The sequence below is a fragment of the Sandaracinobacteroides sayramensis genome (assembly GCF_022014495.1).
Taxonomy (GTDB): Bacteria; Pseudomonadota; Alphaproteobacteria; order Sphingomonadales; family Sphingomonadaceae; genus Sandaracinobacteroides; species Sandaracinobacteroides sayramense.
On sequence record NZ_JAKLSQ010000018.1, the window covers coordinates 39204 to 64060 of the forward strand.

26 protein-coding genes, 1 tRNA gene and 1 pseudogene are annotated in these 24857 nt (G+C 64.0%); 14 read left to right on the top strand and 14 right to left on the bottom strand.

Going from position 1 to position 24857, the window contains the following annotated elements:
• Nucleotides 1-21: 21 nt before the first annotated feature.
• The 3 genes from L6Q21_RS13050 to L6Q21_RS13060 all read right to left on the bottom strand — a co-directional run bounded on the left by L6Q21_RS13050 (nucleotide 22) and on the right by L6Q21_RS13060 (nucleotide 2543).
• On the bottom strand, nucleotides 22-783 hold the full coding sequence (locus L6Q21_RS13050; protein ID WP_237831206.1) for a TIGR02186 family protein: 762 nt from the start codon (nucleotides 781-783) through the stop codon (nucleotides 22-24).
• Nucleotides 780-1700 carry a sulfite exporter TauE/SafE family protein gene (locus L6Q21_RS13055; RefSeq protein WP_237831304.1) on the bottom strand — a complete coding sequence of 307 codons (921 nt, stop codon included), beginning with the start codon at nucleotides 1698-1700 and terminating at the stop codon, nucleotides 780-782. Before L6Q21_RS13055 ends, L6Q21_RS13050 begins: the two co-directional genes overlap by 4 nt.
• A 228-nt stretch (nucleotides 1701-1928) precedes the next feature.
• Entirely contained in the window at nucleotides 1929-2543 is a 615-nt protein-coding gene (locus tag L6Q21_RS13060; RefSeq protein ID WP_237831207.1) for a PEPxxWA-CTERM sorting domain-containing protein, read from the bottom strand.
• A 194-nt stretch (nucleotides 2544-2737) separates the two neighbouring features.
• Between L6Q21_RS13060 and trmFO the strand changes: the two genes are divergently transcribed.
• Both trmFO and L6Q21_RS13070 read left to right on the top strand, forming a co-directional pair.
• Nucleotides 2738-4123 carry a methylenetetrahydrofolate--tRNA-(uracil(54)-C(5))-methyltransferase (FADH(2)-oxidizing) TrmFO gene (gene trmFO / locus L6Q21_RS13065; protein WP_237831208.1) on the top strand — a complete coding sequence of 462 codons (1386 nt, stop codon included), beginning with the start codon at nucleotides 2738-2740 and terminating at the stop codon, nucleotides 4121-4123.
• Between the two features lie 318 nt (nucleotides 4124-4441).
• Nucleotides 4442-5485, top strand: coding sequence for a phage/plasmid replication protein, II/X family (locus tag L6Q21_RS13070; protein WP_237831209.1), 1044 nt, complete (start codon nucleotides 4442-4444; stop codon nucleotides 5483-5485).
• A 52-nt stretch (nucleotides 5486-5537) separates the two neighbouring features.
• On the opposite strand, the gene L6Q21_RS13075 is transcribed toward L6Q21_RS13070, so the two are convergent.
• Nucleotides 5538-5774, bottom strand: coding sequence for a hypothetical protein (locus L6Q21_RS13075; protein WP_237831210.1), 237 nt, complete (start codon nucleotides 5772-5774; stop codon nucleotides 5538-5540).
• A gap of 255 nt (nucleotides 5775-6029) precedes the next feature.
• On the opposite strand from L6Q21_RS13075, the gene L6Q21_RS13080 reads away from it, so the two are divergent.
• The 8 genes and pseudogenes from L6Q21_RS13080 to L6Q21_RS18250 form a co-directional block, all read left to right on the top strand.
• Nucleotides 6030-6314: a G5P family DNA-binding protein gene (locus tag L6Q21_RS13080; RefSeq protein WP_237831211.1), complete on the top strand. Its 285-nt coding sequence runs from the start codon at nucleotides 6030-6032 to the stop codon at nucleotides 6312-6314.
• Between the two features lie 611 nt (nucleotides 6315-6925).
• Nucleotides 6926-7144 (top strand): hypothetical protein, encoded by a 219-nt coding sequence (locus tag L6Q21_RS13085; RefSeq protein WP_237831212.1) that lies wholly within the window; start codon nucleotides 6926-6928, stop codon nucleotides 7142-7144.
• Nucleotides 7144-7371 carry a hypothetical protein gene (locus L6Q21_RS13090; protein WP_237831213.1) on the top strand — a complete coding sequence of 76 codons (228 nt, stop codon included), beginning with the start codon at nucleotides 7144-7146 and terminating at the stop codon, nucleotides 7369-7371. The genes L6Q21_RS13085 and L6Q21_RS13090 overlap by 1 nt, the downstream gene beginning before the upstream one ends.
• Nucleotides 7372-7509: 138 nt before the next feature.
• The gene (locus L6Q21_RS13095; protein WP_237831214.1) at nucleotides 7510-8649 is read left to right on the top strand and encodes a hypothetical protein; all 1140 of its coding nucleotides are present in this window, start codon (nucleotides 7510-7512) and stop codon (nucleotides 8647-8649) included.
• Between the two features lie 112 nt (nucleotides 8650-8761).
• Complete coding sequence (locus tag L6Q21_RS13100; RefSeq protein ID WP_237831215.1) at nucleotides 8762-8959, top strand: hypothetical protein; 198 nt, start codon at nucleotides 8762-8764, stop codon at nucleotides 8957-8959.
• Nucleotides 8959-9906, top strand: a complete 948-nt coding sequence (locus L6Q21_RS13105; RefSeq protein ID WP_237831216.1) for a zonular occludens toxin domain-containing protein — start codon at nucleotides 8959-8961, stop codon at nucleotides 9904-9906. The genes L6Q21_RS13100 and L6Q21_RS13105 overlap by 1 nt, the downstream gene beginning before the upstream one ends.
• Entirely contained in the window at nucleotides 9875-11068 is a 1194-nt protein-coding gene (locus tag L6Q21_RS13110; protein ID WP_237831217.1) for a hypothetical protein, read from the top strand. Before L6Q21_RS13105 ends, L6Q21_RS13110 begins: the two co-directional genes overlap by 32 nt.
• 735 nt (nucleotides 11069-11803) lie before the next feature.
• Nucleotides 11804-12148, top strand: a pseudogene (locus L6Q21_RS18250) (tyrosine-type recombinase/integrase); the annotation flags it as partial.
• A gap of 175 nt (nucleotides 12149-12323) precedes the next feature.
• Here the strand turns inward: L6Q21_RS18250 and L6Q21_RS13120 are convergent.
• The 7 genes from L6Q21_RS13120 to dapB all read right to left on the bottom strand — a co-directional run bounded on the left by L6Q21_RS13120 (nucleotide 12324) and on the right by dapB (nucleotide 16846).
• A tRNA-Phe gene (locus tag L6Q21_RS13120) sits at nucleotides 12324-12399 on the bottom strand.
• Between the two features lie 223 nt (nucleotides 12400-12622).
• Nucleotides 12623-12793, bottom strand: coding sequence for a DNA gyrase inhibitor YacG (locus L6Q21_RS13125; RefSeq protein WP_237831219.1), 171 nt, complete (start codon nucleotides 12791-12793; stop codon nucleotides 12623-12625).
• Nucleotides 12768-13733 carry a ribonuclease gene (locus L6Q21_RS13130; RefSeq protein WP_237831220.1) on the bottom strand — a complete coding sequence of 322 codons (966 nt, stop codon included), beginning with the start codon at nucleotides 13731-13733 and terminating at the stop codon, nucleotides 12768-12770. The genes L6Q21_RS13125 and L6Q21_RS13130 overlap by 26 nt, the downstream gene beginning before the upstream one ends.
• Nucleotides 13726-14298 carry a Maf family protein gene (locus L6Q21_RS13135; RefSeq protein ID WP_237831221.1) on the bottom strand — a complete coding sequence of 191 codons (573 nt, stop codon included), beginning with the start codon at nucleotides 14296-14298 and terminating at the stop codon, nucleotides 13726-13728. The genes L6Q21_RS13130 and L6Q21_RS13135 overlap by 8 nt, the downstream gene beginning before the upstream one ends.
• Nucleotides 14295-15320, bottom strand: a complete 1026-nt coding sequence (locus L6Q21_RS13140; protein WP_237831222.1) for a DUF2332 domain-containing protein — start codon at nucleotides 15318-15320, stop codon at nucleotides 14295-14297. Before L6Q21_RS13140 ends, L6Q21_RS13135 begins: the two co-directional genes overlap by 4 nt.
• A gap of 15 nt (nucleotides 15321-15335) precedes the next feature.
• Entirely contained in the window at nucleotides 15336-15554 is a 219-nt protein-coding gene (gene infA / locus L6Q21_RS13145) for a translation initiation factor IF-1 (RefSeq protein ID WP_194744413.1), read from the bottom strand.
• Nucleotides 15555-16018: 464 nt separating this feature from the next.
• Nucleotides 16019-16846, bottom strand: coding sequence for a 4-hydroxy-tetrahydrodipicolinate reductase (gene dapB / locus L6Q21_RS13150; RefSeq protein WP_237831223.1), 828 nt, complete (start codon nucleotides 16844-16846; stop codon nucleotides 16019-16021).
• A gap of 120 nt (nucleotides 16847-16966) precedes the next feature.
• On the opposite strand from dapB, the gene L6Q21_RS13155 reads away from it, so the two are divergent.
• The 4 genes from L6Q21_RS13155 to mnmC2 are packed head-to-tail and all read left to right on the top strand — an operon-like array spanning nucleotide 16967 to nucleotide 22023.
• The gene (locus L6Q21_RS13155; protein ID WP_237831224.1) at nucleotides 16967-18988 is read left to right on the top strand and encodes an amidohydrolase family protein; all 2022 of its coding nucleotides are present in this window, start codon (nucleotides 16967-16969) and stop codon (nucleotides 18986-18988) included.
• Nucleotides 18988-19683, top strand: coding sequence for an NAD-dependent deacylase (locus L6Q21_RS13160; protein ID WP_237831225.1), 696 nt, complete (start codon nucleotides 18988-18990; stop codon nucleotides 19681-19683). Before L6Q21_RS13155 ends, L6Q21_RS13160 begins: the two co-directional genes overlap by 1 nt.
• Nucleotides 19684-19693: 10 nt before the next feature.
• Entirely contained in the window at nucleotides 19694-20335 is a 642-nt protein-coding gene (locus tag L6Q21_RS13165; RefSeq protein ID WP_237831226.1) for a peptidylprolyl isomerase, read from the top strand.
• Nucleotides 20332-22023, top strand: a complete 1692-nt coding sequence (gene mnmC2 / locus L6Q21_RS18145; protein ID WP_237831227.1) for a tRNA (5-methylaminomethyl-2-thiouridine)(34)-methyltransferase MnmC2 — start codon at nucleotides 20332-20334, stop codon at nucleotides 22021-22023. The genes L6Q21_RS13165 and mnmC2 overlap by 4 nt, the downstream gene beginning before the upstream one ends.
• On the opposite strand, the gene L6Q21_RS13175 is transcribed toward mnmC2, so the two are convergent.
• From L6Q21_RS13175 to L6Q21_RS13185, 3 genes are all read right to left on the bottom strand, one after another.
• Nucleotides 22020-22811 (bottom strand): acid phosphatase, encoded by a 792-nt coding sequence (locus L6Q21_RS13175; protein ID WP_237831228.1) that lies wholly within the window; start codon nucleotides 22809-22811, stop codon nucleotides 22020-22022. The two genes, mnmC2 and L6Q21_RS13175, sit on opposite strands and share 4 nt — an antisense overlap.
• 103 nt (nucleotides 22812-22914) lie before the next feature.
• A complete protein-coding gene (locus L6Q21_RS13180; RefSeq protein ID WP_237831229.1) occupies nucleotides 22915-23628 on the bottom strand; it encodes a hypothetical protein in 714 nt (237 codons plus the stop codon).
• Between the two features lies 1 nt (nucleotide 23629).
• On the bottom strand, nucleotides 23630-24826 hold the full coding sequence (locus L6Q21_RS13185) for a toxic anion resistance protein (RefSeq protein ID WP_237831230.1): 1197 nt from the start codon (nucleotides 24824-24826) through the stop codon (nucleotides 23630-23632).
• Between the last annotated feature and the right edge of the window lie 31 nt (nucleotides 24827-24857).

Genomic DNA, 24857 nt, shown 5'->3' on the forward strand with positions numbered 1-24857 from the left:
GCGCGCGCCGGCGCAATGGCGTCAGGCCGATCGGCGGCGCAGCAGTACGCCGGCCAGCACCCCCATGCCGAGCGCGATGGCGACGGCCGCCAGGCCATAAAGGAAGCTGTGCTCATGCGCGAAGACGTAGATGCCGCGCTCGAAGCCGCTCTTGTCGATGATGACCGGGGTGGTGGAGCGCGCCCGCACCTCGCCATTGCCGATCAGGTAGATTTCCGCCTGATAATTGCCGACCGGCACGGCGGACGGGATCGGCAGCCGGGCGCGGTAGAGCACCTTGTCGGTCACCTGCACGCCATAGGGCTGCTCCACGAACAGCCCCTCGCGCTGGCGCAGCGAGACGAGGCCCTGCTCGAAATGGCTGGTGAACTGCGGGTCGGCGGCGGTCGCCGGCGACAGTTGCAGGTTGCCGAGGCCGATCTCGTAGATGGCGGCGTTGCGCTCGTCCAGCAGGTCGCCGATCGGGCGGGTGGTGGCGACGGCGTAATAGCCGGGCGTCGATTCGAAGCGCATCGACTGGGTGTTGATCCAGATGCCGGCGACCCGCGCCTTCTTGCGCACCGTTGCCGGCTCGGCTGGGCCGCGCAGCACCACCGCGATTCCCGGCGGATCGGCCGGGGCCCGGCCGCCCGGATACTGGATGGCGCCGAAGATCAGCAGCTCGGCGCCGGCGAAGCGGTAGGAAATGTCGATGCGGCTCTGCGACAGGTCGGTCACCAGCCTCGGCTGGGCAAGCGCCGCCGGCGCCAGCAGCAGCGCGATCAGCAGCAGCAGCGCCTTCATGACAGCGCCGTCTGGATGGAGAAGAGCTCCTTCGGAGTCCAGGCGAGGCCGATCGCCAGCCGCACCGCCACCGCCAGCACCAGCAGCGCCAGGAACAGCCGCAGGCGTTCGGGCGGCAGGTTCTGCGCCGCGCGCGCCCCGAACTGCGCGCCGACCACGCCGCCCACCAGCAGCAGGATCGCCAGCAAGATGTCCACCGTCTGCGACTGGCTGGCGTGCAGCAGGGTCGCCACCGCCGTCACGAAGACGATCTGGAACAGGCTGGTGCCCACCACCACGCCGGCCGCCATGCCCAGCAGGTAGAGCATCGCCGGCACCATGATGAAGCCGCCGCCCACCCCCATGATGACGGTCAGCACGCCGACGCCCGCGCCGACCAGAAGCGGCGCCAGCGGCGAGATATAGACGCCGGAACGGGGGAAACGCATCTTCATCGGCAGCGCCGCCACCAGCGGATGGTGCCGCCGCGCCTTGCGCCGGGGCGCCTCGCCCGACCGCATCTGCCGGATCGTCCCCAGCGCCTCCTTCAGCATCAGCGAGCCGACGCCGCCTAGGAACAGCACATAGACGAGGCCGATCGTCACATCGACCTGCCCCAGCGACTTCAACCAGTGGAACAGGAAGGAGCCCGCGACCGAGCCGATGAAGCCGCCGGCCACCAGCACCGCCCCCATCTTCAGGTCCACCTGTCCGCGCCGGAAATAGCTGAGCGCGCCGGAGACGGAGGAGCCGGTCACCTGCGTGGCGGAGGAGGCGACGGCGATCGCCGGGGGAATGCCGTAGAAGATCAGCAGCGGAGTCGTCAGGAAGCCGCCGCCCACCCCGAACATGCCCGAGAGGAAGCCCACGAGCCCGCCCAGCGCCACGATCACCAGCGCGTTCACGGACATTTCGGCAATGGGCAGGTAGAGGTCCACGGGCCTACCCATAGCCGGAAATTCCCGGCGGGGAAGGGCGGGCGGAATATCCTGGCGGGCCATCGGCCACTTCGTCGCCCCGAGCTTGACCCGGGGTGACGGGAGTTTGGGGAAAGCGGTCGCCGCCAATCCGAACCGATTCATGGCCGAAAAGATGGCCGGCGGATCGCTCCGCCGGCCAGTCGGGTCGCAATGCTATGGCGGGGCGCGCTTCCCGCCCCGGACGCCTCAGGCCGTGACGCTGGCGAGGGTGGACGCGCGGCGGCGCATGGCGGCACCCACCATGCCGAAGCCCAGGATCAGCATCGCCCAGGTGGCGGGCTCGGGCACGGCGCCGGCGGCGATGTTGTCGAACTCGAAGCTGTTGCTGGTCGAGGAGAAGATCACTTCGTTCACACGGTCGGCGCCGAAGTCGAAGTAGAAGCGGCGGTTGGTGCCGGCCGAGCTCTGGTTGCCATTGGCGAGTGCCACCAGCTGCGAGCCGGAAATGGTTTCCGAATAGCCGTTCGCACCTTTGAAGGTGATGTGGTTGTAGCTGTCGACCGAGCCGATATAGATGGAGAAGCTTTTGAGGAGCGGCGTGGTCAGCGTCGCGGACTGGCCGCCGAGCACATACATATAGGCCGTGGTGTCGCCATAGGGCGCGGCGGCGTTGCTGGCGGAACCGGTGCGGACATGGCCGCCGGTGATGCTGAAGCCGTCGGCGGCAGGCGCGTCGAAGGTCACGACGAGCTTCTCGCCCGGCGCAAGCGCGGCGTCATAGGCCGCCGAGGTGATGGAAACGGCCGCATGGGCGGAACCGGCCACGGCGAGCGCCGCGACGGCAAGCAGAAACTTGTGCATCGATGATCCCTGTCTGTTGCTATTCGATCTGGTCGCACGGACGCCTTGCCGCATCGGCTGCCGGGCCTCAATCGGGGGAAGCCGGCGTTAATCACTATTGCTCCGGCGTTTACCTTCTTTCCTGCCCACGCGCTTTCCCACTCACAGGGCTGCCGCGCTTGCGCCGGGCAAGCGGTTGCGGGCAAGAGGCGGGGATGCCTGAAACCGTGCACATCATCGGCGGCGGCCTCGCCGGCTCCGAAGCCGCCTGGCAACTGGCCCGCCGCCGCATTCCCGTCGTGCTGCACGAAATGCGCGGCGGCAAGATGACTCCCGCGCACCGGACGGACGGGCTGGCGGAGCTGGTCTGCTCCAACAGCTTCCGTTCCGACGACAGCGATCACAATGCCGTCGGGCTGCTGCACCATGAAATGCGCGCGCTCGATTCGCTGGTGATGCGCGCGGCGGACGCGGCGCGGGTGCCGGCCGGATCGGCGCTGGCGGTGGACCGCGACCTCTTCTCGGCGGGCGTCACCGCCGCGCTGGAAGCGCATCCGCTCGTCACCGTCGAGCGCGGCGAGGTGCAGGCGCCCGACCCGGCGTGGAAGCATGTGCTGATCGCCACCGGCCCCCTCACCTCCGAGCCGCTGGCGCGCTTCATCCAGGGGCTGACGGGCGAAAGCCACCTCGCCTTCTTCGACGCCATCGCCCCCATCGTGCACGCGGAATCCGTCGACATGACGGTCGCCTGGCGGCAGTCGCGCTACGACAAGGCCGGCGACGGCGGCGAACATGCGCCCGGCGAAGGCGATTATATCAACTGCCCGCTGGACCGGGATCAGTATTTCGCCTTCGTCGAAGCGCTGAACAGCGGCGAAAAGGCCGAGTTCCGCGAGTGGGAAAAGGACACCCCCTATTTCGACGGCTGCATGCCGATCGAGGTGATGGCCGAGCGCGGGCCGCAGACGCTGCGCTTCGGGCCGATGAAGCCGGTGGGCCTGCGCGACCCGCGCACCGGCCGCCGTCCCTTTGCCGTGGTGCAGCTGCGGCAGGACAATGCCGCCGGCACTCTCCTCAACATCGTCGGCTTCCAGACGAAGCTGAAACATGGCGAGCAGGTCCGCATTTTCCGCACCGTCCCCGGCCTGCAGCAGGCGGAGTTCGCGCGGCTGGGCGGGCTGCACCGCAACAGCTTCATCCGCTCGCCCGTGCTGCTCGACCCGACGCTGCGGCTGGGCGCGGACCTGCGCATCCACTTCGCCGGGCAGATCACCGGCTGCGAAGGCTATGTGGAATCGGCGGCGGTCGGGCTGATGGCGGGGCTCTTCCTCTCCGAGCGGGTGCATGGCCGGCGCCCGGCGACCCCGCCGGCGGAAACGGCGATGGGCGCCCTTCTGTCCCACATCACCGGCGGCGCCATGGCCGACAGCTTCCAGCCGATGAACGTGAACTTCGGGCTGTTCCCCGCGCTGGAAGGCGTCGCCAAGGGGCGGGACCGGAAGGCGGCGCTGGCGGCGCGGGCGAAAGCGGCGTTCGGGGGGTGGGCGGAGAGGTTCGCTTCCGGCGGCCAGGGCTCCGCCCTGGACCCGTCAGGGGGGTGACGCCGCTCGCCTGCCCGATTCCTAGGTATGGGGACAAACGTCTATATTCCCCTTCGTCAGCCCGGGGTTGAGCAGGGCTCCAGCTTTTCCATGGGCAAGAAGCGGGATCCCGGGTCAAGCCCGGGATGACGGAAAATAGCTCAATTGCTTCTATGGTTTCTCAACCCAGCCTGATGGCCAGTGGCTTGGGGAGGGGGGAAAGTGGTGCCCAGGGACGGGGACGAATAAAGACGCAAACACAGACGGTTAGCCAAATCAAAGGGCTAAAATCGGCTGTTTTGTTCACAGGGGTGCATTTGCATTTGGCGAGCGCTTAGGATGATGATCGACACGATTCGGGTCGTCATTCAGGTGAATGTCGGCCGTCCGCTTTTCGGCGGTCGGATGGTCAGCACGAAGTGGGAGGATGGCCAAGAGCAGCGCGAATTTGAGCTTCTGAAGCACATGAAATGCGAAGGCAGTTGGTCAGGATCGATGATGTTGCGCTGCATCGACGGTTATGAGCTGGAGCTCTATGGCTCGCCGACGAAGTTTCTGCACGGCCACAACCTGTTTGGGTCCAGTGACCTTTTCGCGTTGTTGAAAGCAACGATCCAGCGCTTGCAGCTTGGTCCGTTGGCAGATGTTCGTGTGAGTGATGTTGCTATCAGTGAGGCGAAAATTCAGCGCATCGACGTGAACGAAATGTTCACGCTTCGGAATCTGGAAGACGTGAAGCTCTATATTAAGGCTGCGGCCTCTCGCGCCAGTCTTAGCCATAGGGGCAAGGGAGCGCTGGCGGAGGACGGCTGCACCGTCTCTTGGGGTATGCACCGGGGCAACCGGAGTGCGTGGAAAATAAAGATTTATGCGAAGGGGCCTGAGTTTGTCGTCAAACGCAAAGGCAAGCTGTCGCAGGCCGCGCCGCTCGTTAGGTCCGAACTTCTGAAGGCTTGGGTAGATCGGCAAATTCGGGTAGAAATAGAGGTTCACGGTCGTGAGCTCGACAAGCTTGGTATAAGGTCGGTTGATGCTTGGGACGCGGCGACGGCCGCAAAGCTGTGGGACGCGAAGGCGTCGAAATTATTTTGGGGCGATGAGCCGATGGAGATTGAGGAAAACAAGCTTGAAGCGCCGGGCCGTGTCACGGCGCTTTATGATTCTTGGTTAGCGGGGCGCGATCTGGCTGCGCACGCATCTCGTAGGTCCTTCTTTCGCTGGCGGTCTGAGGTCAAAAAGCACTACGGGGTTGATATCGCCCTGCCTGCACCAGAGTCTGGAATGGACAACGTCAAGGCATTTACTTTCAGGCGCGTTTTGCAGGTCGAGAGGGCTGACCAGGCTGAGATCGAGCCGCTTGTTCGGCGACTGCTGGCAGCCTGATTGCGCATTGTACATATTGGCACTAGCGGCAGCCCCTCTCTCCCCGCGCTGCCTAAAAAAGTGCAATAGTAACACTGCACTTTTGTGCCAAAAATGGCACTGGCGGGGCGCTCGCGTATTCTGAAACATCTGTTTTGCGGTCAGTTGCCACATCGCAACTGGGTCCAATTTGCGACGAGTTGCCATGTGGCAACTCTTGTAAAATCAATGACTTGGATTTTTTAACAGACGGCAACTGACTATCGTCGATCGCCAAAAAATTGGCTTGATGATTGAATTTCTCGATCACAGAGGTTCCGGCTTTTTGCCGCTATTCTACAATATTTGCAAACCTCAGCGCATAATTCGTGATCTTGCCAAAGTTATATGCACAAAAATTAAGCAATGACCGCATAATTCGATGCAATACTCGAAAATAAAAAACTTCTGACAAACTAGATCGATCAATGATCGGAAGTTATGCAAATGTATGTAATCTGTGGTATTTAAATCTGTCAATTTTCGTGCATACTAAGCATGCGCAAAACGCGCTGGAGTGCAAAAAATGCAAGTTGAAATTGAAATTCTTGACGATCCGGTGACCCGAAGTGGCGTCAGCAAAAAGACCGGTCAAGACTATAGCATCACGACCCAGATAGCCTATTTGCACCAAGGTACAAATAAGTACCCGCAGTCCTTCGAATTCTTCCTTCGCAATGGAGAGGTCTTGAAGCCAGGGCGCTACACGTTGAGTGCCGACGCGTTCTATGTTGATAGGCAAGGCAAGCTGGCCCTCGGCATCGAGCGCGGACTTGTGCCGATCTCTCATGCTTCGGCCAAAGCCGCGTGATTCTGGCACCTGATGTGCCGATTGTTTTGGGCGAAGCGATTATAGTTAAACAATCAGATCAGTTATTTATTGTAGATTGTTTGGCTTCACCGTTTATCTCATACGACAGATTTTCAAGTATTCTTCAAGAATATTTGGCACTCGGAAAGCAGAACTCGTTGGAAATAGGCTCGCGGGCGCGTGTGAGTGTCTGGACAGATTTTCAGACAATCACAATTATCGACATAAACGACGATGTACCAGAATGGACAGAAAGATTCTTGGAGACTGTTAAAAGACACTCATTCAAGGTAAAATAAGATGTCTATGGAGCAGATATTCACTCAATCATTGAATGATGTGCTTGAGTTTTTAAATTCTGCTGTGGGCTTATGGATTATTGTAATAATCCTCTTCTTCGTTGTAGCTCGCAAATTTGTGCAGGGACTAAGAAAATGATTACATCATTTCTGGATGTTCTGATTCCATCTGTCCTCAGCTTTTGTCTTTTCGCTGGATGCTGGGTTCTTTGGCAGTTCAATCGACCGATCTGAACAAGTTGCCGGCCTGTGGCAAGCGGGCGGGGGCAGGGTCGGACTTGACCCCGCCCGCAAAAAAAAAGGGCAATTCACATGATCCAGAATCTCGAATGCGTGGCTGTGCATGACCCCACATTCAGCCAGCCACCGTGCCCAGCCGGCTACCAAGTTGCTGTAGTAGAACGCGAATTCCCGCATCTGGTTGAAGATTGGGGTTCCGTTGCTGCATACGGTGCTGGAGCCGTTCTTGTAATGTTCGCGATCGGACTGGCGCTGGGCAGTCTCTTCTCGATCTTAAGAAAGTCAATTTGATGAATATCTTTTCAAAACTCAAATCGTTGATTGCGCTTGCTTTCGTCTCGATTTCTTTGATGTTCGCTTCGGCCGCAGCCGCAAAGGATGCGGTCGAGGACGGCATTGTGACTGGTTTCGGTAAGATCACGTCTATTCAAGATGTGGCGATTCCGCTTCTCATTGGCATCGTTGCTGTAAGCGTTGCAGCATTCTTCGCCATGAGAATGCTGGGTCGCGCTAAGTGACTATAGGCGCTGCGCTTTTAATTGGCGTTTTGTCCAGTTTAATATTCGTAATTGGCTGGGAAATCGGTAGCCGATTTTAGGCGCAGCGCTTTTTGCTCGATTACGCCGGAGACGCAGATGCTATCTCGCAGAGGCTTCTTGAAATCGACGGTTGCAGCGGTGGCTCTAGCTTCTGCTTTTGGGGCCATAGCGCAAGCACTCCCGAGCGCCACGCCCGCCGATTTCATGACGCATTTGAATAATTCAGCAGGCCGCTATGTCACCCGAACAGGCGGCGCACTCAATTCAACTCAGCTAGCGCGAATTGCTAGCTTTGCTAACTCTAACACGGTCGGCGCTACCGCTGGCCGTACTGGCCTCGCAATCCTCAGGCCGTTTATGGTTGGTGTCTCGGTTCCAGTTGCGGCTGGCGTGATCCTTTTGGCAGCCGCTGCGGCCGGAGCATATCTCATCTGGCGTCACCAGCGTGATTCCACGACGTCTAATCGTCACGCGGTTCAGACGACCGAAACTGCCGTGAATTCAAGCAATTGGAGCCTATCGGGCCATCCAAATTGGACGAGATGGAAACAACAATTTACCGGTAGTGTGTACAAAGTTTGGTGGTTGTTCAATCCGCCCGCTGGCAAGACCCAGGATGATTTTGATCCTGCTGTACATGTTGATCCTGATCTTTATCCGGTGAGCGAAGCGGCCGCAGCTCAGACGCTGGCGGAAGCTACCGGTTTGCTTAATCCAGCGTGGACACAACAGGTCTTGCAGAACATTGTGACGGGGGCGGCGGGTGCCGCTGGCGCAGCTGGTGAGCCGCTGCCGGCGCCGTTTTTCGCGCCATTGATTCCGCCTGTTACTTTGCTCGATGTCACGCCTTCGGTCGAAAGTGCTGTTGCCGCTGCGGGCCTCTCTCAGCTGTGGCCTTCGCCTTCGGGCGATATCGCATCACCTGCTGCGCCGTTTAATGCGGCTGGCGCAACGTGGCCAAGCGGTGCGGGCGCAGGCGGTGAGGGTGGCGAAGGCGGTGAAACCGGCTCCGGTCCTGACTGGTCCGTGCCTGCGTTGCCCGATTTTCCGCAGGTCAATCCGTTAGATTGGTGGCCTGATCCATTCACTGCGCCCACACTCAACGCCACATGTGTTGATTTCGCAATCCCGCTCGGAGAATTTGGCATCGCACAGCTTCCAGTTTGCAGCATGATCGATATCGCTGCGCCAATAATTGGCCCTGTGGTCGCAACTAGCGCAATTATAACTGCATCTCATGTGATTTTGGATAGCTGAAGTGGCCGCACTTTTATCGTGGTTCACACGCTTTTTAATCGTCCAAGCTCTGCTAGAGATTGTGCAGAAAGCTTTCATCTTTCTACAATTCAATATTATAATTGCGTTTATATTGAATTATATCGCGAACAATCATTTTGATTTGTCTTTGTTCGATCTTGGCGATGCGGTTGGAACCATGCTGAGCGGCCTACCTCCGATTATTCAGTACGTAATGGAAAAATTTCAGATTGTTTCCGGCATTTTCCTCGTGCTGAACGCCTATTTAGCGCGATTCGCTTATCGACTTGTGTTCAGGAGCATCGGCTGATGGCCCTGTCTATTTATGTCGGCGCTCCTGGATCCGGTAAGACCTATCTTGCGATTGAATCGATTGCGATTCCGGCAGCGAAAGCTGGCCGAACCATCATAACAAATATCAGTGGCATTGATCCGCTCGTTTGGTCAAATCAACTCAAGATTGATCCTGACCAAATTATTGTTGTAGATAACGAATTTTTCAAAGATGAAAATAACTATCCGCTGATGAGCGATGAAGGCGACGGAGAGGAGACAATACCTCGCGGCGCATTGGTTCTGATTGATGAAGCTTATACTGTCTTTCCGACCGACAAAGCGGCGGTGACTAGCAGAATGATTGAATGGGTTCGGACGCATCGCCATTTTGTTGCAGCGGATGGAACCGCAACCGATCTTGTTCTTGTCTCTCAAGATGTGATGTCGATTCATCCGCGTGTTCGCGCTGTCGCCGAGTATGTGAGTGTCGTTCGCAACATGCGGCATGTCGGTTTGGGTAAGCGCTTCCGGGTCGATACATATTCGTCATGGCGCATTAACAAAGGCTGTCATCTTGGACAGTCATTCAACAAATATGATGCCAAGATATTCAAACTTTATAAGTCCTTTCAATTTGAAGGTGCAGGCAGGGTCGTTCTAACAGACAAGCGAAATAAAGCGATTAAATGGTATCACTGGCTTTTTCTGGTCGGCATCTTCTCGATGTTTGGTTTGGCTGTTCGTAATTTGCCTGAGGCAAAGGCCGCGTTTTCGAGCTCTGAGAAGCCAAAACCTGCGCCTGCCGCGCCTGTTGCAATCACTGGCAATAAATCTGCGCTGCCGTGCTCTGCGGTCGGTGGCGTCATGTTCGATTTGGATAACGGAAAGGCGTGGCACGATGGCGGCTGGAAGGCGGTCGAGATTCGGCAAGATGGCACTTGGGTTGTTGATGATGTCTGTTCTTTCAAGCCCGGCCGCTAGCCGTGAGGTTGTCGCGCATGCGGTGCCGGTCGGGGCCTTCGTTGATGCATATGCTTCCATGTTCAATGCGACGGTCGAGCTCTGCAACAAAGGCTCAACGATTAGCGGCCGGTTCATTCTGGAGGACTCTGCATCGTTCGGCCAGGCGCTAGCTGAAGCTGGCCGCAAGGTCGAATTCGCGGCGGATGGGACGATCCGGGTTGACTGCGCCGCATCGAATTATGCGCCGGCTGCGTGGCTGGATGACAAGGTAGCGCCCCTTTCGTCTGCGGTCCTTTCGCGTCCGCCAGTCGCGGCTGTTCATCGTTCTGTGGGGCAAGATATGACCTTGCGGCAGGTTGAAACTCGTTATGTGAAAAAGGCGCGATTTGATCCGCTTGAAGCTCTCGGGCTGAGGGTGCTTGGCGATCCGAACATTCCGGGGCCGATTTTGCTGGCCGGTCCAGCGAAGATTGTCCAGGCGGCGGAAGAGTATATTCGCTCTGTCGATGTGTGCCCTCGGCAGCTGCGCGTCGAGGCAACGGTCGTGTCCAGGTCGAATTCAAAGAGCCGGGCTCGAAATTTCGGCTTGCGGATTGGCGATCATCGTATCGGCTTTGGTACTGCCGGGACAGGCGATACGGGCCTCAGCTTCACCTGGTTGAGCGGTTGGCTTGAAGCGGCTCGTGGGACGTATGAGGCTGCGACTAACGCAAGCTTCGTTGCAAGGATCCTTGAAGGCGAAGAGCTCAAGCTTACGGATGGCGAAGAGGTGCCCGTCCGCACTGCGACGACCGTGACGGATCGCGAGACACGCGATTCCATAGTCTATCGAAACGCCGGTCATTCGCTCGCTCTTAAGGCGCTGGCCTTTGGTGAAAATGAGGTTGTTCTGCAGGCCGATCATTCTATTTCAGCGCTAGCGGGTGTCACCAATCTGGGGCCCACTTTCTCAAACCGGGGAACGTCTTCGACCTTCAGGATTCGATATCGCGAGCCTTTCATTTTGTCGCTCACCGGGACCGATCGCGCGTCCAGGCGCGGCGATCGTGGCATTCTGTTTCGCTCCGATGAGCTCGATTCGAGCGACGGCGGTAGCTTTCTTGTGCTCGCGGTCGATCAAGAACGCTGCGCAGCGTTCCTCGGGCTGGTGAGCAATGAGGGCGCGTCGACCTTCTTTTAGCGCTGTGGACCTCCGGAAGGCTCTTGCGGTGTCACGGGAGGCTGGGCTTGAGGTCACAGGGGCTGCGATCCAGATTAGCGGCGAAATCCGCCTGCAATTTCGTTCTTCTTCCGCGCCTGATATGGTCAATGAATGGGACGAGGTTCTAAGAAAGTGACCCGCAGCGCGAACAGCCGCCGCTATCCGAAGTGGGTTTCGGCCTATGTCGATAACCGGGGCCAACTGCGCCTGCGCTTCCGAAGGACGGGCTCGAAAACGTACCACTTTCATTCAAAATTTGGCACGGGTGCCTTTGAAGCTGAGTATCGCACCTGCCTTGAAGAGCTGCCGCTTGTGGCACCATCTTCATGGCCTTCTGGCACGGTAGCCGAACTGTTTCAGCAGTATCAGCAGTCAACGCGCTTTTTGCAGCTCGGGCACAGCACAAGGCGCAAATATAGTAGAATCTTAGCCGAATTTTCGGATGCACACGGCCTTAAGCGAGCGAAACTTGTTACAGCGCTGCACATGGATTCGATCATTGGGGAGAAGGTGGATCGTCCTGCCGCAGCTGCCGAATTGCGCAAAGTCCTGACCGCTGTTTGGGTCTGGGGCGCGAAGCAGAAAGGTCTCAACGTTGGTGTCATGCGCGAGACGGACGCGGTGAAGCAGCGCAAGGGTGGTTTCTACACGTGGAAGCCCGGCGACATCAGACAGTTCAGAGACCATTGGCCGCTTGGCTCGCAACCTCGGCTGATGCTTGAACTTGCGCTGCACAGCGGCCTGAGGCGTAGCGATCTGCACGACCTCGGCTGGCATCATGTCGGCGAAGACGGCTGGTTGGATTTCGAGATGCAGAAGGTCGGTCGAGCGCACAGCGTTCCGATTCACCCGGATTTGGCTGCTGCCCTTGCGCTTGTGGATCGGAATCAGCGCTACTTTGTCGAATCGGAGCGCGGCACGCACTACACGGCTGAAGCTTACTCCAATGCGTTCAGGAAGGCTCGTAAGGCTGCTGGTCTTGAACGTGGCAGCCTGCACGGCCTCCGCAAAAAATTGGCTGTCGCGCTTGTCGAAGCCCAGGCGACCGATACTGAGGGCATGGCCATTTTGGGCCATGTGAGCGCAAAGACATTTGGGCTCTACACCGCTGAAGCTGAGCGGGAGAAGCTGGCCGCTCATGCCATGGACAAGCTTGAAATTGGCGAGCACTTGAGCGATGCTAGCCAAACGGCTCGCTCAAACCGTTGGAAACAAGGGGAAAAAGAGTGGAAAATGGTGCCCAGGGACGGATTCGAACCGCCGACACTGCGATTTTCAATCGCATGCTCTACCAACTGAGCTACCTAGGCACGGGAGGCGCGCTATAAGCTGAAGCTTGGGCGCCGGTCAACTCTCTTCGCCATCTGCCGGCAGGCTGGCTGGATTCAGGGCCGGCGGTCGTCACCCAATCCTCGTCACCCCGGGCTTGACCCGGGGTCCCGCTTTTCTGGAAGGGCGGCGGTGGGTGAAGAAAGCTGGACCCCGGGTCAAGCCCGGGGTGACGGGGTGGCCGGTTCAGTTCAAATCAGACCATCAGCCTTCATCTTCGTTCAGCGCTTTTCCGGGGACGACATAGCGCTCGTCCAGCCAGGCCAGCAGATCGCGGTCGCGGCAGGCCGCCGAGCAGAAGGGGGCGTGCGCCTCGACCGACGGCTTGCGGCAGATGGGGCAGCGGGGTTCAGGCGCGCTGGCTGGTTTCGACATGCCCCGTTCCAGACAGCGGATCGACCGCGAGGTCAACCGCCCGGTGGCTGCGCTGGCCGAGTTCCTCCAGCAAGTGCGGCCGGCTTTCCAACCAGCGGACCACCGGCGCGCGCGCCTTCAGCCGCAAGGGGGCTGTGCCGCGGTCGGCAAGCGCGCGCTCCAGAAGCTCGATGGCCTCCGTGCCCGCGCGGTCCAGTTGCGCGCGCTCCAGGATGGAGGGGCCGGGGCGGGGGCGGACGATCTGCAACATGCCGAAACCGTTGATCGCCGTGCGCTCGAAGGCGAGGCTGCGCATTCCGGCGTCGAACGCTTCGGCGGCGGCCGTGCGCTGCGCCTTGTCGGCGGCCGGCAGGTCCACGACGATATTGCCGCCCAGCCCCCACAGCCGGATGAGCCGCGCCAATGCCGCAAGCGCCGGCAGCGCCAGCGAGAGGCCGGGGCCGTCCACGTCCACCGCCAGAAAGGCGGGGGTGGGCATCAGCTGCAAGGCGCCCGAATCGAACGCGAACCGGCCGAGCTTTGCCTGCTCGAAGGCCTCGTCCCACTGGTCGGCCACTTCGGGCGGCCAGCCGGGCTTGCGCGCAAGACCGCGCGCTTGCAGCGCGGCGGCGAGGCCGGGCGACGGCGAAGGGGCGAGCGCGGTCGGCCGGGCCTTGGCCAGACGCTCGCGGCCATGCTCCGCCCAGGCGGCGCGGGTGACTTCCAGGGTGACGGTCGCGCCTTCGGTGGCGCCGGCCGGCCATGGCTCCACCAGCAGCTCCTCGCCATCGGCCTGCGCGATGCCCCGCTGGCCGAGCTTCGCCTTCAGCCGGGCGGGCAGGCGGGCGCCGGCCGCGAGCCCGTCGCCGTCGCGCGCGATGTGCATCTCCACCAAATGGAAGCGCTCGACAACCGCCGCGCGGGTTTCGCCCAGCCGTTCGGAGAGGAAGAAATCAGCCAAGGACGCCGGCCGTCTTCAGCATGGCGCGGGTTTCCGCCAGGGGCAGGCCCATGATTCCCGAGAAGCTGCCCTGCATCCACAGCACATGCGCCTCGAACCGGCCCTGTATGGCATAGCCGCCGGCCTTGCCGTTCCACTCGCCGCTTTCGACATAGGCCTCGACATCGGCCGGCAGCAGCCGGTCCACCCGCACCGTGGAGCGCGAAAGGCGATGGCGGGCGATTCCATCCGCATCCACCACCGTCACCGCCGTCAGCACCCGGTGCCGGCGGGCGGAGAGCAGTTTCAGGCAGGCGCGGGCGGTCGCCTCGTCCTCGGCCTTGGGGAGGATACGCAAGCCCACGGCCACCAGCGTGTCGGCGGCCAGCACCACCTTGCCCGGATGCCGGGCGGCGACGACAGCGGCCTTTTCCGCCGCCAGCCGGGCGACATGCGGCTCGGGCCGTTCGCCGGGCCGCACCGATTCGTCGATGTCGGCCGGGTCCACCGCCTGCGGCACCAGCCCGATCCGCCCCAGCAATTCCCGCCGGCGCGGCGAAGCGGAGGCGAGGATGAGCGGCTTCACAGCCAGGCCACCATCGCGCCATGCGGATGCCCGCGCCCCAGCAGCCGATCCTCGCCGCCGGGCCACAGCGTCAGCCGCACGGTCGGCGGGCCCGGCCTTTCCTGCTCGAAACGCAGCCAGGCGAGCGGCGACTCGAGGGTCGCGCGCCTGCCTCTGCTTTCCATGTGCCGGGCAATCCGCATCTTCGTCTCTTCCGGAAAATATTGCATGGCGATGGAATGGAAGACGGTGGTGGCAACCCCTTTCTTCGGCTTCACGCGCGATTCCACGAAGTCCGCCGCGTCGCCCGCCACCACTTCCGGGATGTTTTCGGCAAGGATCGTCATGGCGAGCGCCATGCGCTCCAGCCGCGCCGTCTGGTCCGGCCAGACATAGGCGAGCATGCGCGCCCGTTCGGCGGGATCGCAAAGATCGAGGGGGCGCAGGTCGACCCCGGCCCGCGAGGCGATGTGAAGCGGCACATCCGGGGGCGGAGGCCCGGACCATTCCGGCTGCAGATGCAGCAGGCTGTCGGGGTTGCCGATGAGAAGTCCGCCCAGATTATAGGAATAATGCTCGGGCAGCAGGTTGAGGCCGCCGGAACAGCCCAGTTCGTACAAGGCAAGCGGCAGGCCGGTTTCAGCGGCGATCGTCAGGAAGCCGGGCATCAGCGCCGAGGAGCGCGCCACCTCGTTCGTCTGCGGCGCGCTGTCGAGCCAGGGGCAGAGCGCCTGCGACAGGAGCTCCGGCTCCAGCGCGGCCCAGAGCGCCTCCGCGTCCGGCATCGGCGCCGGAGGGTAGAGCGACGCGAGCGCCGGCGACTTGCCGCTGCGCACGCGGGCGTGCAGGCCGCCGGTCACGCGCAAGGCCAGAACCACGTCTTGCAGGTTGCCCGGCCACTGGTCCAGCCGCCGGCCCAGCGGGCTTTCGGCGGGCAGGCGCTCGGCCAGCAGGTCGCAGATGAGGGCGGTGAAGGGCGAGCCCAACGCGCGGCACCAGCCAGCCTGCCATCGGGCATGTTGGCGAAAAGGGGTTTCCGGCATTCCGCCTCCGCCGATTTACTTGAAGCGGTAAGTGATGCGGCCCTTGGTGAGATCATAGGGGGTGAGTTCCACCAGCACTTCATCGCCGGTCAGCACGCGAATGCGGTTCTTGCGCATCTTGCCTGCGGTGTGGCCCAGAATCTCATGGTCGTTTTCCAGCCGGACCCGGAACATGGCATTGGGAAGCAGTTCGACGACCGTCCCGCGCATTTCGAGCAATTCTTCCTTGGGCATAGGCTGGGTGATGCACCTTTTGGCTGGCCCGCGCCCGGCCATGGCCGAACGCGCGAGCGGATTCATTTGACAGGATATTTCCGCGCCATGCCGAAACAGCCGCCCATTTGCAAGGGCGGGCCCCGATTTCTGTCGGTTTTGTGCAAGCCTCCGCTCGCGCTTCGGGCTTATCCCGCTGCCATGGCGAACAACCGGAAAGCGGGAATCGTGCTGAAACCTGTGCTGATCGGATTTCTGTTGGGGGTGGCGCTGGTCGGCGCGAACCGTCTCATCGCGGATGCGCAAGGCGGCACCCGCCTGACCTCCGCACAGATGCTTGTTCAGGGGCGGGGCGCCGCCTTCAACCATGTCTCCACCCCGGCCGATTGCGCCGGCCGGCTGCGACGGACCCTGGCCTAGATTGGGGCCTCATATTCCCTTCCCGTTCGTCACCGCGGGTAAAGCCCGGGGTGACGGGAAATGAATCAAGGGCCTGTCAGGTTTCCAGCCTGGCGGACGAGGCTCGCCTGCGCCTGCAGCCCCAGCATGTCGGCCATCTGGTAACGGCCCGGCTTCTGCCCGGCCAGCCAGCGGGCGGCCGTCACCGCGCCATGCGCGAACAATTCGCGGCCTTCCGCCACATGGGCGAACTCCAGCCTTTCCCCCTCGGTCGCGAAGATCACCTTATGCTCGCCGGCGGCCGAGCCGCCGCGCAGCGAGGCGAAGCCGATTCCCCCGGCCCGCCGCACGCCGCTGTGGCCGCAATGCGCCGGCAGGCGCAGCGACTCGAGCGGCGCGCCACGGCCGCGCGCCGCCGCCTCGCCCAGGTAAAGCGCCGTGCCGGACGGGGCGTCCACCTTGTGGCGGTGGTGCAGTTCGGCGATCTCGATATCCCATTTCGCGTCCAGCGCCCGCGCCGCCTGCTCCACCAGCGCGGCGAGCAGCGTCACTCCAAGCGAGGTGTTGGCGGCCTGCAGCACCGGAATTTGCTGCGCCGCGCGGTCCAGCCGGGCGTGGTGCGCCGGCAGCAGCCCGGTGGTGCCGACCAGGATCGCGGTCCTGGCTTCTTCCGCGGCGCGCAGATGCTCGTCCAGCGCGTCCGGCGTGCTGAAGTCGATCAGCACATCGGCCTTGCGCGCCAGCGGCGCGGCATTGGCGCCCACCACCTGGCCTTCGCCGATCTCCCGGCCCACCAGCGGATGCTGCGCGCGCTCCACCCCGCCGGCCAGCCAGGTGTCGGCGGCGGCCTGCACCTCCGCGATGATGGCCTGGCCCATGCGCCCGCCCGCCCCCAGCACCCCGATCTTGATCATCTCTTGCTCCTTGTCCCGCCAGGTGCGGCAAGCTGTCCCGCTAGGTGCGGCAAGGGGGTTCCGAACGCAAGCCCAACAGGCGCTTGCGCCCATGGCCGCCGCCATGCACAAACCTGCGACATGAGACATATAGCTGGCCTTGTGGCCCTTCTCGCCCTTTCCGCGCCGCTCGTCGCCGGCGAGGAGAATTTCGCCATCCTCTTCGGCGGCCGCACCGTCGGCAAGCTCAGCGCCAGCGGCGAGGGGGCGACCACGCGCATCGTCTATGACTATAAGAACAACGGACGGGGGCCCACCATCGCCGAAACGGTGACGGTGGACGCGAACGGCCTGCCCACGAGCTGGACGGTGAAGGGCAACACCACCTTCGGCAGCAAGGTGGAGGAAAGCTTCAGCTTCACGAACGGCGTCGCGCGCTGGGTGGACGCGACCGGGCCGGGCGAAGCGCATGTCGCGGCGCCGGCGCTCTATGTGGCGCAGGGCGCCAGCCCCTTCGCGCTCGGCCTCTACGCCCGGGCGCTGGACAAGGCCGGCGGCGCGCTGCCCGCGCTTCCGGGCGGGCAATTGAAGCTGGAGAAGATCGGCGGATTCGAGCTGAAGGGCGCGGGCGGCGCGCTCCCCGTCACCGCGCACAGCCTCTCCGGGATCGACCTCGAGCGGCAGACGCTCTTCCTGGATGGCGACAAGCGCCTGGTCGCCTATGCCACACCCCATTTCATCGTCGTCCGCGAAGGCTATGAGGGCGAGGAGGCGCGGCTGCGCGCCCTCGTCGCCGACTGGGACACGAAGCGGCTGGCCGGCCATCAGCAGCAGCTGGCCCACAAGCCGAAAGGCGACCTGCGCATCGACAATGTGCGCATCTTCGACCCCGCGACGCTGGCGCTGACCGCCCCTGCGTCGGTGCTGGTGAAGGGCAGCCGCATCGCCGCCATCGAAGCGCCGGGGAAGCGCGGGCGCGGCGAGACGATCGTCGACGGCAAGGGCGGAACGCTGCTGGCGGGCTTCCACGAAATGCACGCCCACCTCGGCCAGTCGGACGCGCTCCTCAATCTGGTGAACGGAATCACCACCGTGCGGGACATGGGCAACGACGACGCCGTGCTCGACAGGCTGGTGGAGCGCATGGAGGCCGGCGAACTGGCCGGGCCGCGCGTCGTCCGCTCGGGCTTCATCGAGGGCAAGAGCAAGACCAATGTGCAAAATGGCGTGGTGGTCGACAACCAGGCGGACGCGGTGAAGGCGGTTGCCGACGCCGCGAAACGCGGCGTCTTCCAGATCAAGATCTACAGCAGCATCGATTCGCAATGGGTGCCGGCGATGATCGCCGAGGCGCACCGGCAGGGGCTGAAGGTGGCGGGGCACATCCCCGCCTTCACCACGACCGACGCCATGCTGGAGGCGGGCTATGACGAGATCACCCACTCCAACCAGATGATGCTGAACTGGGTGCTGAAGCCCGAGGACGACACCCGCACCCTGCTGCGGATCACCGCGCTCAAGCGATTCGCCGACCTCGATCTCGACAGCGCCGCGCCGCAGAAGACGCTGGCGCTGATGGTGCGGCACAAGGCGGCGCACGACCCGACCCTCATCATCATGGAAACCGCGATGCGCGGCCGGCCGGGGCAGCTTCCGCCGGGCGCCGAAGCCTGGGCCGGCCACATGCCGGTCGGCACCCAGCGCGACCTGAAGCAGCCGATGCTGGCCATCGAGACGCCCGAGGACGACGCGGCCTATTCCAAAGCCTTTGACGTGACCCGCGATTTCATGCGCCGCCTGCACGAGGCCGGCGTGCTGATCCTGCCCGGCACCGACATGGGCGGGCATTTCTGGTATCACCGCGAGCTGGAGCTCTACACCGGCATCGGCATGTCCAACGCCGAGGTGCTGAAGCGCGCCACCTACGACAGCGCGAAATATATGAACCGCGACGACCGCTTCGGCGCGGTGAAGCCCGGCCTCGTCGCCGATCTGGTGCTGCTGCCGGGGGATCCGGTCGCCGACATCAACGCCATCCGCCAGGTGGCGATGGTGGTGAAGGACGGCACCGTCTATTTCCCGACCGAGGCCTATGAGCGGCTGGGGATCAAGCCCTTCACCGGCCTTCCCGCCGTTTCCGGCGCGGGCTTCGCCGGCCGCTGATGCAGCGGATCGTCATCCTGACGGGCGCCGGCATTTCGGCCGAATCCGGCGTGCCCACCTTCCGCGGGCCGGACGGGTTGTGGGAAGGCCATCGGGTGGAGGATGTCGCCACGCCCGAAGCCTTCCGCCGCGATCCGGTGCTGGTGCAGCGCTTCTACGACCTGCGCCGCGAAGCGCTCGGCCGGGTGAAGCCGAACGCCGCCCACAAGGCGCTGGCCCGGCTGGACGCCGAATGGCCGGGCGAGCTGCTGCTCGTCACCCAGAATGTCGACGACCTGCACGAGCGCGCCGGCTCGACGCGGATGCTGCACATGCACGGGCAACTGAAATCCGCGCTGTGCCCCGCCTGCGACGGCCGTTTCCGCTGGGAAGCGCCCTTGAGCGGCGAAACCCGCTGCCCGGCGTGCAGCGCTCCGGACACGCTCCGCCCCGACATCGTCTGGTTCGGGGAAATGCCCTACCATATGGACGAGATCGACCGGGCGCTGCTTTGCGCCGATCTTTTCATCAGCATCGGCACTTCGGGCAATGTCTATCCGGCCGCTGGCTTCGTCGATCTGGCGCGCCACGCCGGCGCCCGCTGTCTCGAACTCAACCTCGACCCGTCGATGACCAGCGGCCGCTTCCATGAAAGCCGTCTGGGGAAAGCCGGCGATCTGGTGCCCGAACTGGTGGAGACGCTGCTGGCGGGCTAGGCTGTCTGCCATGATTCGCAATGCCCTTGCCGCAGCCCTGCTGCTGACCGCCGCTCCCGCCTTCGCGCAGGAAACGCCCGCCGTGCCGGTCGCGCCGGAACAGCCCGCGCCCCAGTATCAGACGGCGAAGGTCCGGCTGGAAACCGCCGACGGCCCGATCGTGATCGCCGTGGAGACGGAGCGCGCGCCGGTCACCAGCGCCAATTTCCTGAAATATGTGGAGCAGAAGAAGTTCGACGGAACGAGCTTCTACCGCGCGCTGAACTTCCCCGGCCGCCCCGATCTGGGGCTGGTGCAGGGGGGCGCCAAGTCCGACCCGAAGCGGATGCTGCCGCCGATCGCGCATGAGCCGACGACGAAGACCGGGCTTTCCCACAAGGAAGGCGCGGTTTCGATGGCGCGCGGAGCGCCGGGCAGCGCGCAGGGCGATTTCTTCATCATCCTCGGCGATCTCTCGACGCTGGACGCCAATCCGGCCGCCCAGGGCGACAACGCCGGCTTCGCGGTGTTCGGGCATGTGGTGGAGGGGATGGACGTGGTGAAGAAGATCCTCGCCGCCCCGGTTTCCGCGACCGAAGGCGCGGGGGCGATGAAGGGGCAGATGATCGAGAAGCCGGTTCCCATCCGCTCGGCGCGCCGCCTGCCGGAGTGAGCGACACCGATCCGGGTGCCGCCTTCGAGGATGGCGCCCTCGTCTCGCGCCGCTTCGGGGATGTCTATGCCGCGCGCGCGGGCGCGCTGGCGCAGAGCCGTGCGGTTTTCCTCGCCGGCTGCGGCCTGCCGGAGCGCTGGGCTGGGCGCAAGCATTTCACCGTGGCGGAACTGGGGTTCGGAACGGGCCTCAACATGCTGGCGTTGCTGCACCTCTGGGCGCAGCATAAGCCGGCGGACGCCACGCTGCACCTGTTCTCGGTGGAAGGCTATCCGCTGCGCCGGGAAGAGGCCGCGCAGGCGCTGGCGGCCTTTCCGGAACTGGGCGACCTTGCTGCGCCATTGCTGCGGCAATGGCCGCAACAGCGGCATGGCTGGCACCGCTTCGATTTTCCGGCGCTGGGCGCCACGCTCGATCTGGCGCTGATGGATGTGAGGCCGGCGCTGGCCGGCTGGCAAGGCCGGGCGGACGCCTGGTTCCTGGACGGATTCTCTCCCGCCAAAAACCCCGCCATGTGGACGGACGAGGTGCTGGCGCTGGTGGGCGCGCGGGCGGCTGCAGGCGGGCAGGCGGCAACATGGAGCGCGGCCGGTGCCGTTCGCCGGGGGTTGGCGGCGGCCGGCTTCGCCGTCGAGCGGCTGCCGGGCTTCACCGGCAAGCGGGAGCGGATTGAGGCGCGGATGCCGGGTGCGCCGGCCGATCCGGCAAGCCCGCGTCTGGCCATCGTCGGCGCCGGAATCGCCGGGGCTTCGCTGGCTCGGGCGGCGCGGCGGCTGGGGTTACAGGCGCGCATCTTCGCGCATGGGGCGATGGCCTCCGGCAATCCGGCGGCGCTGGTTTCGCCGCGTCTGGCGGCCGGAAGCGGGGTTCCGGCACGGCTGCACGCGCAGGCCTTTCTCCGCTCCGTCGCGCTGGTCCGCCGGGAAGCGCCGGAGGCCGTCATCGCGGAAGGCGCGATCCGCCGGCTGAAACCGAATGAGATTGCCCGTGCCGAGGCGACCATCGCTTCCGGCCTGTTTCCGCAAGGCTCGCTGCGGTTGCAGGGCGATGCGCTGCACATGGCCGACGCGCTGGTGATTTCACCCGGGCGCCTGCGCGCCATTTGGCTGGGCGAGGTGGAGGAAGGGCCGGTAGAAGCCCCGCGCCACATGTCCGATGGCTGGTGGCTGGGCACGGAGGGCCCTTTCGACGCGCTGCTGCTGGCCGCCGGTTACCCGACCGCCGCGCTTTCTGGCCTGCCGCTGCGGCCGATTCGCGGCCAGGTCAGCACCGCCGCGCTGCCACCGGGCGCGCCGCCGACAAGCTGGGGCGGCTATCTGATCCCCACCGAGGAGGGCCTGCTGTTCGGCGCCACCCATGGGCGCGGAGACGCCGACCCATCCATTCGGGCGGATGATCAGGCCAGCAATCTCGCCGGGCTGGCGCGGGCGATGCCCGATGTCGCGGCGCGGCTGGAGGGTGCGGCATTGGGTGCCGCCGCCGGGGTTCGCGCCGCCGCCGGGGACCATCAGCCGATGGCGGGCACGCTGGGCAGCGGGCGTTTCGCGCTGACAGCGCTGGGCGGGCGCGGCTTCGCGCTGGCGCCCCTGCTCGCCGAGCAGGTGGCGGCATTGGCGGCCGGCGTTGCCCCGCCGCTGGCGGCGGATTGCGCGAAGCTGGTCGACCCGCGCCGATTCGATTCGAATTAGGGCTTGAGGGCGCGCGCCACTTCCGCCCGCGCCAGATCGCGCTGCGCCTGATACACCGGATCGGCCTGCAAACGCGCGAAGGTGGCCGAGGCGATCAGCCGGCCCGCTTCCACATCGCTCTTCCAGTGGACCCGGCAGATCACCCGGCTCTGGCCGAAGTCGTAACCGCGCTGCAGCAGTTCGTTGGTCTTCTGCGGCGCGAGGTCCGTCAGCACCAGCGCGATGATCCAGCCGATGGCGGTGTGGCCGCTCGGGTAGGAACCGTCGTTGCGCAGCGCCGCTTCATCCCCCGGCGTGCAGCTCGGCACATTCTTCAGCGCGAAGGGGCGGACGCGGTTGTAATGGGTTTTCGCCCGGTAGGTGGAAAGCCCGGCGTCGGCCATCGCCCGCTGCAGCAGCATCGCCGTGTGCGGGGTGGTCTGCCCGGACACCGGGGTGCCGAGGATCGCCTCATAGGAAGAAAGGACATGCGGCCAGTGCAGGTCCGCATCGGAAGTGGCCTTCTGGAAGCGGTCGGCGGGGGCTTGCAGGGCGTTCGCCAGCGCTTCCTCGTCGGCCGCGAAGGCGGACGTGCCCGCGGCCGGTGGCGCCGGCAGAAGCGCGAGGCTGTCGGGCAGGGCCTCGGGCGCCAGATAGCCCTTGGCGAAGCCCATGCCGGGGCGAAGCTCGCCCACTTCGGCGAGGCTGGTGGGCGGAGCCGGAACCGCTTTCGGCGCCGGCGAGGAGGCGCAGGCCCCCAACAGTCCCAGTGCCAGAATTGCGCCGAAACCAACCTTGTTCGAAGCCATCCGCCCCTCCGCTTCAATAGAGCACAAGGCCTAAGACCCCGGCGAGCGGGTGACAAGCGTGTGTGGCCCGTTTCGGGGCATGGGCGCGATCAGGCGGTTCCGCTCACTTCTTCTTCGAAGGCCCGTAGCGGCTTTCCAGAAAGCGCCCTTCGGTTTCCAGCGCCCGGATACGCTCGCGGGCGAGGTCGGTCGTCAGCCGCTCCAGCTCGCTGCCCACCACTTGCAGCCCCTCGCGGAAATGCGCCTGCGCCTCGGCCGTCGCCCGGTGCGTCGCCGGCACTTCGGCATAGCTTTTCACCAGCCGCGGCAGATGGTCCGATAGCAGGCGGCGGGCGTCGTCGGCCTCCGCCGTCGCCGGGTCGAGCTGCTTCAGCTCGGGGGCGAGGCGATTGAGCTGCATCATCACCATGTCCACCTCGCGCGCGGCGGGCGCGGGCAGGGCCGGGCGCTGGGCTTCCAGCCAGGTCTCGATCTTGGCGGGCAGGGTTGCGAGCGGCGCTTCGGGCAGCTTTTCCAGCCTGGGGGCCTTCGGCGCCGGCCAGGAGGCGAACAGCACCATCACCCCCAGCACCGCCACCAGCGTCAGCATCAGCCCGACGAAGCCCAGCGGCGCCACCAGATTGCCATAGAGGAAGGCGCCAAGCACCACCGCGAACACGCCGAAGATCATGTTCCTGAGGCGGCGCCCCACGGAGCGGGCCGACCGCTCCAGCCGGCGCGCCTGCGCCGCCATATGGTCGGGCGACTTCACCGTGCGCGCCAGCCAGGCGTCGTAGCGCGCCAGCGCGTCGCGCGTTTCCGGCAGCATGGCCATCACGTCAGGACCCGACCGGCGAAAGCGGCGGCAGCGCCGCCTGGGGCCCGCGCCCTTCGATCTGCGCCATGCCTTCGGCCCGGGCGATATAGCCCTTGGATTTCTCCACTTCCTCGCTCAGCACATTCACCGTGGACTTCATCGATTCCAGCGCCTGCGCCTTGAACTGGTCGATCGAATCCATCGTCTGGTAGATGTTCTGGAAGGCCGATTTCAGCGTCTCGATGGGAATGGTGGAACTGGCCGCCTGCTTGTGGATCTCGCCCGTCTGGGTGCGCAGCATCACCCCGGTCGCCTCGATCACATTGGCCGTCGTGGTGTTGAGGGCGGTGATCTGGTCCAGCACCAGCTTCTGCCCGGTCAGCGCCTGCGCCACCGTCACCGCCGTGCGCAGCGCGGACACGGTGGTGGTGGACGCCCGGTCCACGCCCTTCAGCAGCTCGACATTGTTCTTCTTCACAAGGTCCAGCGCCAGATAGCCCTGCACCGACACCGCCATCTGCGTCAGCAGATCTGTGGTGCGCTGGCGGGTGTAGAACAGCGCCGTCTCGCGGATGGCCTTGGCCTTCATCGGGTCGGCGGTATCGAGCTCGATGGCGGCGGCTTCCAGCTTGCCGTCCAGCAGCTTCGACATGTGGATCATCTGCTCCAGCTTGCCCATCGATTCCCACAGCGCCTTGCGCTCGGTGTCGATCGCCGCATTGTCGCGCAGCAGTTCGTCCTTGCCGTTCGACAGGCTCTTCAGGATCGTCGAGATATGCCCCTGGGCGGACTTGTAGCTGTCGAAATAGTCGCGCGCCTTGTCGCCCCAGGGGATCACCCCGAAGATCTTCTTGCGCGTGGTCAGGCTGCCGCGCTTCGACGGGTCCAGGTCCTCCACCGTGCGGCGAAGCTGGCTGAGGTCAGCGCCGATTCCATTTTCCTTCTCCATCGCCCGCACGGGCCGGTCGAGGAAGCGGTTGGACTGGCCGGCGGCCTCGGCGATCTGCTGCTGGCCGAGATTGGCGAGGCGATCCACCTGCTTGCCGAATTCCGGGCTGTTGGCATCCTGCGCGACGAGGGCGGCGATGAAGCCGTCCACCCGCGTCTCCAGTTCGCTCTTCACACCTTCGGACAGGGGAACAAGACCAGCCGCCGCTTCCGGCGCCACCGCCGCCACCGGCTCGGGCGCGTCCAGCTTCAACTTCGTTTCTGTTGCCATCTCAGCTTTCTCGTCAGCAGGAGGGGTCTCT